The sequence below is a fragment of the Pseudomonas sp. CAN1 genome, from assembly GCF_030462585.1.
Taxonomy (GTDB): domain Bacteria; phylum Pseudomonadota; class Gammaproteobacteria; order Pseudomonadales; family Pseudomonadaceae; genus Pseudomonas.
Genome location: NZ_JASMRU010000067.1, coordinates 1 through 8,293, shown reverse-complemented (window position 1 = coordinate 8,293; position 8,293 = coordinate 1). Strand labels below are relative to the sequence as shown.

Genomic DNA, 8,293 nt, shown 5'->3' with positions numbered 1-8,293 from the left:
GCCGGTGACCGCGCTGAACTGGTTCAGCGCCTGGGCCAGCGGTTGGCGGGCGATGTCGAAGCTGTAGCCGGCCTGGGTCTGGCTGGCTTCGGCGGCGACGGCGGAAGTGGCCGGCAGGCTGGCGAGGCCGATGGACAGGGCAAGCAGCGAGATGCTGGCCGGCGCGGACAGCCGGCGCAGAGGGGCACGCGAAGAAGCAATGGTCATCGAAGGGCTCTCTTAGTCAGTCTTTGTTCGCATTCGTAAATGCGAATCTATTGCATTGGCTTCTGACTAAACGAACGAGCCTTTCGAATCGCGTAAAAATAATTTGTGTTTAGTTGAGGATCAGCAGTTTCGGGTATTCGTGCAGCTCGGCGGAGGTGATTTGCGCCAGCGAGCGGGCCACGCCCAGCGGGTCGTCCAGGCGCCAGTTGCCGGTGACGCTGACGTTATCCAGGCGCTCGTTGGTATTGACGATCCAGCCGGGGTAGTAGCGGCGCAGCTCGGCCAGCACCTGGCTGAGCGGGCAGTTCTCGAACACCATGCGGCCCTGCACCCAGGCCAGTTGCGATTCGGCTTCACCGCCATGCTGGCGCTCGCCGAAGCCCTGCGGGCCGACGCGGATGCTGTCGCCGGCGCCGAGGCTGACGCGGGCATCGTCCAGGCGCGTGCGCAGGTCGACCTCGCCGCGCTGCACGCTGACTTCCGCCTCGTTGCCCAGGTAGCGCACGGCGAATGCAGTGCCGCGAACGGTGACCTGTACCGGCCCGGCTTCCACCTCGAAGGGGCGGCTGCGGTCGTGGGCGACGTCGAAGAAGGCCTCGCCCCGGTAGAGGTGGGCAACGCGCTGCTGGTCATCGACGCGGCTGGACAGCGCGGTGTCGGTGTTGAGCAGCACCCGCGAGCCGTCGGCGAGCTGGACCTTCTGGCGTTCGCCCACGGCAGTGAGGTGATCGGCACGCAGACGGGTGAGCAGGTCGCCCTGGACCACCATGCCTACCGCGAGCAGCAAGGCGGCAGCCGTGGCCACGGGCTTCCAGAATCGTCGCTGGCGGCGCAGCGGGCGCACCTGCTGCTGCACCAGCTGGCGCTCCAGGCGCGCGGCGGCAGTATTCAGAAGCGGTGATTGCCAGGCATCGCGCACGCGCTGGTAGGCCGGCGCGTTGGCCGGGCTGGCAGCGAGCCAGGCGTCGAAGCGCGCGCGGGTGGCGGCGTCCATGTCGTCCTCGAGGACCAGCCAGTCGAGGGCTTCGGCCATCGCCTGCTCGTCGGGCGGCGCGGAGTGGGGCAAGGGGCGATCCTCGTGGCGGTCCGGGTGGGCTGAGCCGCGCATTGTTGTCGAATCGGCCGGCGAACGGTAGTCCGTCATACCTGTTCCTCCAGGCGGCTGACCAATCCGACGCAGATCGCCATGATCAGTTTCAATTCCTTTTGCACCGTGCTGGGCGAGATATCGAGCTGCTCGGCGATCTCCGCATAGCCGCAACCATGCAGGCGGCTGAGGATGAAGATGCGCTGCTGGCGCTGGCTGAGCTGGCCGAGGGTGGCGCCGAGGCGTTCCAGCAGTTTCTCCGCGTGGAGCTGGTCCTCGGCGCTGGAGGCCGGTGCCGGTATCGATTCGAGGACATCGTAGGGCACGTCGTCGAGCATGGTCCGCGACTGCATGCGCAGGTGGCGCAGATGGTCGAGGGCGAGGTTGCGGCCGGTCTGGAAGAGGAAGGGTTCCAGGTGATCGATGCGGCGCTCACGCAGGGTGCCGGCGACGCGCAGGTAGGTTTCCTGCACCAGGTCTTCGGCGATGCTCGGGTTCTTCACCATGCGGATGAGCGTGCGCAACAAAGGCAGGCGCTGGGCCAGGAAGACCGCGTCGAGGTTGGAAGTGCTCACAAGGGCGTCCAGCAGGAATAATTTTCAAATGATAATCAATGTTATTTATATGCGAGTAATGGCACAAGCCCATCCGTGCATCGGCTTGTGCGCGCGTCAATGAAAAAGCCAATGAAAAAAGGGCGAGGCGCGCGGGGCGCCTCGCCCATTCCCTCAGCCGGCCGGTGAGGGTAAAGGGTCAGGCCTTGTCGGCCTTGCCCGCCGCGGCGGCGAAGCGCGCCAGGCGTACGTCGAGGTGGCGCGGGCGGTGGCCGCGATCCTCGGCGCGCTCCTTGCGGCGGATGGCATTGCGCACCATCAGCGAGCCGACGTAGCGGATCGGCTCGGGCGGGAAGTGGCCCAGCGGCCCCTGGGTCAGCGGCGAGCGGGTCCAGGGGTTGTCCAGGCCGAGCACCAGCGAGCTGAGGATCTGCCCGCCCATGTGGCAGGGGCCGACGCCGCTGCCGGAATAGCCGAAGCCGTAGAACACGTTGTCCGCTTCGCCCAGGCGGCCGAAGAACGGCAGGCCGGTCACCGAGCGGTCGGACGGCCCGTTCCAGCTGGCGGCGATGGGCACTTCGGCGAAGGCCGGGAAGAACTCCGCCAGGCTGTCCTGCAGCAGGCCGAGGTAGGGCGAAGGCCGGTCGAATACCGGCAGCATGCGACCGCCGTAGGCGAAGGTGTTGCCGCCCTTGCCGAGCATGATCCGGCCGTCCGGGGTGTTGTGGTAGTAGTGCACGAAGATGCGCGAATCGAGCACGGTGACGCCGGAAGTCAGGCCGATTTCCTGCAGCAGGTCCGGCCGTGGTTCGGTGATCACCATGTCGCTGGAAACGATCGCCACGCTGCGCTCGAACTGCGGGAAGGCGCGGGCCATCCAGGCGTTCATCGCCAGCACCACACGGTCGGCGCTGACCGAGCCGGCGGGGCTGTGGACGGTGGCTGGGCGGCCCTGGTCCAGCCCGGTCATCGGTGTGCCCTCGTACAGCCGCACTCCCAGTTGCAACGCCACGCGGCGCAGGCCACGCACCAGCTTGCCCGGCTGCACGCTGGCGGCGGCCGGGGAGAACCAGCCTTCCAGGTGCTTGCGCGAGCCGGCCATGCGCTGCACGTCGTCCAGCGGGCGCTTGCTGAAGGAGTTGATGCCGTGGCGCTCCAGGGCTGTGATGACGCCATCGGTAGCGCCGACCTGGGCAGCATTGGTGGCGGTGTACAGGGTGCCGTCCAGGCGGTAGTCGGCATCCACGCCGTAGCGTTCGCAGAACTCGCCGATGGCGTGGATGCTGCGTTCCGATTCGGTCACCAGGCGGATCGCCTCGGGCAGCCCGAACAACCGCTCCAGGGTGAAGAATTTCGCCGACCACGACAGCGCGCAGCCGCCGTTGCGGCCGCTGGCGCCGGCGCCGCAGATGTCCGCCTCGATGATCACCACGTCGAGTTCCGGGTTCTGCTCCTTGAGCATGATGGCGGTCCACAGACCGGTGTAGCCGCCGCCGACGATGCAGACGTCGGCGCGGGTGCTGCCTTCCAGAGGCGCAGCGCGTTCGTTGTCCTGCTGCAGGGCCTGTTCAAGCCAGAAAGGGCGCATGGCGATCTCCGTATTCAGCGAGGGGGCAGGGCGGCGGTGGCGATCATTTCCACGCGCCAGGCCGGGTCGATCAGTTGCGCCAGGGTGCAGGCGCGGGCCGGGGCATGGCCGAGGGGGAAGAATTCGTCCCAGACCCGGTTGAGCCCGGCGTAGTCATCCCGGTCGGCGAGCAGGATGCGCACCGTCAGCAGGTGCGTGCGGTCGCCGCCGAGGCCGGCCAGCAGGTGTTCGATGCCCTGGAGGATTTCCCGGGTCTGGCCTTCGATATCGGCCCCGGTGTCGCTGGCGACCTGGCCGCCGATGTAAAGCGTCTGCTCGTGCAGGACCATTTCGGAGCGGCGCTGGACCACTCCAAAGCGTTCGATGTTCATGGACTATTGACCTTGTAGGGCAGTGGCACGTCCCTGTGCCGAGGAATCAGGAACGCGCCATGCGGACCTTCACGGAGCGATTGGGAACCCGGCCGGCGGCAGGTGTGGCGCCTTCGGGCAAGCTGTTCCAGTGCGGCAGCAGGATGGCGGCGGAGATCAGCGCGGTGATGGTGAACACGATGAACACCGTGTAGGTATCGAAGTAGCCCGGCAGCAGGCCGCCGAGGATCGCGCCGACCGAGCCGCAACCGTTGACGAAGCCGGCGGCGGTGGCGGCGGCCTTGCCGGTGCCGAAGTCGATGGCGGCCGAGCCGCTGATCATCGAGTCCGGCCCGTACAGGGTCAGGCCCATCATGAACAGCAGGGCGAACACCAGCATGCTGCTGCCGGTCTGCATGGACGGCACGAACAGCGCCAGGCACACGGTCAGGCCGATCAGGCTGATCACGCAGGCCGGCATGCGCCGGGCGCCGAAGATCCGGTCGGAGGCCAGGCCGATGAGGATCGGGCCGAGCAACCCGGCGACCTCGAAGGCGGTCGGCAGTACGGCGGCGCCGACCTTGCCCAGGCCCGGCATGCGTTCATAGACGATCACCGGCCCCCACAGCAGGATCGCGTAGCGCGCCGGCTTGAGCAGGAAGTACGACAGGCCGAGGGTCAGCACTGTGCGGTTGCCGACTACCAGCGCCAGCGTTTCGCGGATGCCGGCGTTCTGGCCTTCGGGCTTGAAACCGGCGTAGCGCACCGCTTCGGGCTCGGCTTCCACGGGCGGCAGGCCGACGTCCTGCGGACGGTTGCGCTGCAGGAAGATGAACAGCAGGGCCACGCCGCCGACCACGGCGGCGCTGGAATAGAAGGCCGCGTGCCAGGTGCCGAATACCGAGTACGCCCACCAGCCGGCGAACGGCGAGGCCACCAGGCCGCCGAAGGCGTAGCAGGTGCTCCACAGGCCGAGGATGCGGCCGCGTTCGTGGGTGGCGAAGAAGCTGCCGATGTTCTTGCACAGCCCCGACCAGCCGGTGGACTGCGCCAGGCCCTGGACCACCATGCAGGTGGCGAAGATCGGCAACGTCGCCCAGGTGCCCATGACCATCGCCGCAGCGGCCGAGATCAGCAGGCCGCCGAGCACCACGACGCGCGGGCCGAAGCGATCGGCGAGCACGCCCCAGGTGAACTGGCCGACGGCGTAGGCGGCGAGATAGGTCGCGTCGAGGTTGGCCATCATGGCCTTGTCGAGGTGGAAGGTGGGGTCTTCGGTGATGCCCAGCTTGGCCACCGAGAACGCCTTGCGGGTGAAGTAGAAGGCCGCGTAGGCCAGCCAGGTGATGGCGAAGATCTGCCAGCGCCAGCGCTGGATCGTCGCCAGGGGCGAGCGGGATGTTGCGTTGCCTTGGGGGGTAAGCATGTTCCGACCTCGTTGTTGTAGTTGTGCTGTGCCGGCAGTCAGTGAGGTAACGCCTTTCTTGTTCTTGTTGTATCGAGCACGTCGCTCCAGTGCGGGTCAGAAGCGCTGGAGTCGTTGGTGGCCGTCGCCGGGAAGCGTCGGTGGAGGGATGGAAACAATTCCGCACAAATAACTGAAATCGATTTATCAAATTATAAAAATAAGTTTTCCTTGTAGGACGATTACGTAGGAAGTACCAATGTCCGGTAGTTGACCCGTCAGTCACCTGCATTGGGCGACAGCATTTCTCATCTGCCGAGGACCGCCGCCATCTCCGTTTCCCATGCCCAGCTCAAGGCCTTCCACGCTGTCGCCCTGCACGGCAGCTTCACCCGCGCTGCCGAGCGCCTGTTCCTTACCCAGCCGGCGGTTTCCGACCAGGTACGCAAGCTGGAGGAGCGCTACGGCGTGTTGCTGTTCCACCGCAACAAGCGTTCGGTGCGCCTGACCGAGCTGGGCGAGCGCTTGCTGGCGGTGACCCAGCGGCTGTTCGTGATCGAGGCCGAGGCCCAGGAGTTGCTGCAGGAGTCCCGCGCCCTGCAGACCGGCAGCCTGCTGCTGGCGGTGGACGCGGCGGTACACCTGCTGCCGCAGGTGGCGGCGTTCTGCCAGCGCTACCCCGGTATCCGCGTGCGCATCGAGAGCGGCAACACCGATGAATCGCTGCAGGCGCTGTTCGCCTACCGCGCCGACCTGGCCTTGCTGGGGCGCGCGGTGGAGGATGAGCGCCTGCTGTCGTTCACCCTGCGCAGCGATCCGATCGTCGCCTTCGTCGCCAACAGCCATCCCTGGGCGCAGCGCGACTCGATCCTGCTGGCCGACCTGGACGACGCGCCCCTGGTGCTGCGCGAGCACGGCTCGGTCACCCGGCAGACCCTGGAGGAGGAGATGCGCGCCGCCGGCCTGCGGATTCGCGCGGCCATCGAGGTGGAAGGCCGCGAGGCCGCGCGCGAAGCGGTGGTTGCGGGGATCGGGGTGGGGGTGGTGTCGGCCGCCGAGTTCGGTTCCGACAACCGGGTGCATGCGCTGCCGATCATCGACTGCGAGCGGCACATGAGCGAGACCCTGGTGTGCCTGCGCGAGCAGAGCTCACGGCGGATCGTGGCGACCTTTCTCGATCTGGTGCGCGAGGATTTGCCGGCGGAGTAGGGCGACTGTTCGCGAGCAAGCTCGCTCCTACGAAAGGCACCGCAACTCAAAGCCGACCTGTAGGAGCGAGCTTGCTCGCGAACCGCATCCGCCGAAATATCGATCAGCCCTCCGCCAACTCCAGAAACGCACTCACCACCCGCAACCCGCGGCGCCGCTCCAGGCAGCCAATGGCGTGGCGGTTCACCAGGCCTTCGCCACTGAGCGGAATCGCCTTCACCCGCGGGTCCGGGCTGACTTCCATCGACGACACGATGCCGACTCCCAGCTCCGCAGCCACCGCTTCGGTCACCGCCTCCCGGCTGTCCAGTTCCAGCAGCACGCGCGGTTCCACCGAGGCCGCCGAGCACGCCGCATCGAAGGTGCGCCGGGTAATCGAGTCGGGCTCGCGCAGCACCATGATCTGCTGGTCCAGCTCGCCCAGCGGCAGCTCGCCAGCGTGCCCGCTCCAGGCATGGCTGGCCGGCACCAGGGCGCAGATGCGCGACTCCACCAGCTCGCGCAGGAACAGCCCGGCGCGCGGCTCCACCTCGGTCAGCACGGCGATGTCAACGTGCTCGTCCAGCAGCGCGGCGAGGGTTTCCTGCGCGTTGCCCAGGCGCAGGTTGACGGTGATGCCGGGGTAGCTTGCGCGCAGGCGAGCGAGCATCGGCATCACAAGGTGCGGGCCGTCGGCGGCCACCTCGATGCGCCCGGTCACCAGTTCGCGACTGGCGTCGAGCATGGCCTCGGCTTCCTCCTCCAGGGCGAACAGCGTGCGGCTGATGGCGGACAGGCGCACGCCATCGGCCGTCAGCTCCACACCCCGCGCGGTGCGGCGAAACAGGTTGACCTGGTAGTGCTCCTCCAGCGCCTTGACGTGCCCGGTTACCGCCGGCTGGCTGATGAACAGCCGCTCTGCGGCGCGGGTGAAGCTGCGTTCGCGGGCGACGGCGTCGAAGGCGCGGAGCTGGAAGAGATTCATCAGGTATATGTCCGGCTTATGTGGTGCATCGTGATAAACAATTTGAACGATATCAGCTCGCTCGGCAAGTTATGCCCAGGCCGCAGCGAACCCGCCACGGCCCAACCGAATTCAGCCCTGACGACGTTCCCACGAAAGAGGAATCGAGCATGAGCACTGCCGAGCGAGCCCCCATCCTGCTGACTCCCGGTCCGCTGACCACGTCCCCCCGCACCCGTCGCGCCATGATGGTCGACTGGGGTTCGTGGGACCGCGACTTCAACGACCTGACCGCCGATGTCTGCAAGCGCCTGCTGGCGATCATCCACGGCGAGGCGACCCACACCTGCGTACCGCTGCAGGGCAGCGGCACCTTCTCCGTCGAAGCCGCCATCGGCACCCTGGTGCCGCGCGACGGCAAGGTGCTGGTGCTGATCAACGGTGCCTACGGCAAGCGCCTGGCGAAGATCTGCCAGGTGATCGGCCGCGAGTTCAGCACCTTCGAAACCGAAGAAGATGTGCCGACCACCGCCGCCGACGTCGATCGCCTGCTCAAGGCGGACCCGAGCGTCACCCACGTGGCGCTGATCCACTGCGAAACCAGCACCGGCATCCTCAACCCGCTGGCCGACATCGCCAAGGTCATCGAATCCCACGGCAAGCGCCTGATCATCGATGCCATGAGCTCCTTCGGCGCACTCGATATCGACGCCCGCCACACCCCCTTCGATGCGCTGATCGCCGCTTCCGGCAAGTGCCTGGAAGGCGTGCCGGGCATGGGCTTCGTCTTTGCCCGCAGCACTGCGCTGGACGCCAGCGCCGGCAACTGCCACTCGCTGTCCATGGACCTGCAGGACCAGCACGCCTACATGGCCAAGACCGGCCAGTGGCGCTTCACCCCGCCGACCCACGTGGTGGCCGCGCTGCACGAAGCGCGGAGCCAGTACGAG

General features: G+C 67.1%; 9 protein-coding genes. 2 read left to right on the top strand and 7 right to left on the bottom strand.

The window, feature by feature from the left end; genetic code table 11:
• The 6 genes from QO207_RS30840 to QO207_RS30815 all read right to left on the bottom strand — a co-directional run.
• Positions 1–207 (bottom strand): hypothetical protein (locus QO207_RS30840; RefSeq protein ID WP_301536045.1); only part of this gene is annotated, 207 nt, incomplete at its 3' end.
• A gap of 109 nt (positions 208–316) precedes the next feature.
• Positions 317–1,240 carry a FecR domain-containing protein gene (locus QO207_RS30835; RefSeq protein ID WP_301536048.1) on the bottom strand — a complete coding sequence of 308 codons (924 nt, stop codon included), beginning with the start codon at positions 1,238–1,240 and terminating at the stop codon, positions 317–319.
• Between the two features lie 107 nt (positions 1,241–1,347).
• A complete protein-coding gene (locus QO207_RS30830; RefSeq protein ID WP_301536044.1) occupies positions 1,348–1,869 on the bottom strand; it encodes an RNA polymerase sigma factor in 522 nt (173 codons plus the stop codon).
• Positions 1,870–2,047: 178 nt separating this feature from the next.
• On the bottom strand, positions 2,048–3,442 hold the full coding sequence (locus tag QO207_RS30825; RefSeq protein ID WP_301536047.1) for an FAD-dependent oxidoreductase: 1,395 nt from the start codon (positions 3,440–3,442) through the stop codon (positions 2,048–2,050).
• A gap of 8 nt (positions 3,443–3,450) precedes the next feature.
• Positions 3,451–3,807 (bottom strand): RidA family protein, encoded by a 357-nt coding sequence (locus QO207_RS30820; protein ID WP_301536043.1) that lies wholly within the window; start codon positions 3,805–3,807, stop codon positions 3,451–3,453.
• A 46-nt stretch (positions 3,808–3,853) separates the two neighbouring features.
• On the bottom strand, positions 3,854–5,212 hold the full coding sequence (locus tag QO207_RS30815) for an MFS transporter (RefSeq protein WP_301536042.1): 1,359 nt from the start codon (positions 5,210–5,212) through the stop codon (positions 3,854–3,856).
• Between the two features lie 309 nt (positions 5,213–5,521).
• Here QO207_RS30815 and QO207_RS30810 point away from each other — a divergent pair, with 309 nt between their 5' ends.
• The gene (locus tag QO207_RS30810) at positions 5,522–6,400 is read left to right on the top strand and encodes a LysR substrate-binding domain-containing protein (RefSeq protein ID WP_301536046.1); all 879 of its coding nucleotides are present in this window, start codon (positions 5,522–5,524) and stop codon (positions 6,398–6,400) included.
• A gap of 103 nt (positions 6,401–6,503) precedes the next feature.
• On the opposite strand, the gene QO207_RS30805 is transcribed toward QO207_RS30810, so the two are convergent.
• The gene (locus QO207_RS30805; RefSeq protein WP_301536041.1) at positions 6,504–7,364 is read right to left on the bottom strand and encodes a LysR substrate-binding domain-containing protein; all 861 of its coding nucleotides are present in this window, start codon (positions 7,362–7,364) and stop codon (positions 6,504–6,506) included.
• A 149-nt stretch (positions 7,365–7,513) separates the two neighbouring features.
• Between QO207_RS30805 and QO207_RS30800 the strand changes: the two genes are divergently transcribed.
• A partial coding sequence (locus QO207_RS30800) for a 2-aminoethylphosphonate--pyruvate transaminase (RefSeq protein WP_301536040.1) occupies positions 7,514–8,293 on the top strand: 780 nt, incomplete at its 3' end.

What these genes read in the sequence shown, in the direction of transcription:
- QO207_RS30835 (WP_301536048.1), bottom strand. Translation starts at nt 1,240, where the DNA reads ATGGCCGAAGCCCTCGACTGGCTGGTCCTCGAGGACGACATGGACGCC.
- QO207_RS30820 (WP_301536043.1), bottom strand. Translation starts at nt 3,807, where the DNA reads ATGAACATCGAACGCTTTGGAGTGGTCCAGCGCCGCTCCGAAATGGTC.
- QO207_RS30815 (WP_301536042.1), bottom strand. Translation starts at nt 5,212, where the DNA reads ATGCTTACCCCCCAAGGCAACGCAACATCCCGCTCGCCCCTGGCGACG.
- QO207_RS30805 (WP_301536041.1), bottom strand. Translation starts at nt 7,364, where the DNA reads ATGAATCTCTTCCAGCTCCGCGCCTTCGACGCCGTCGCCCGCGAACGC.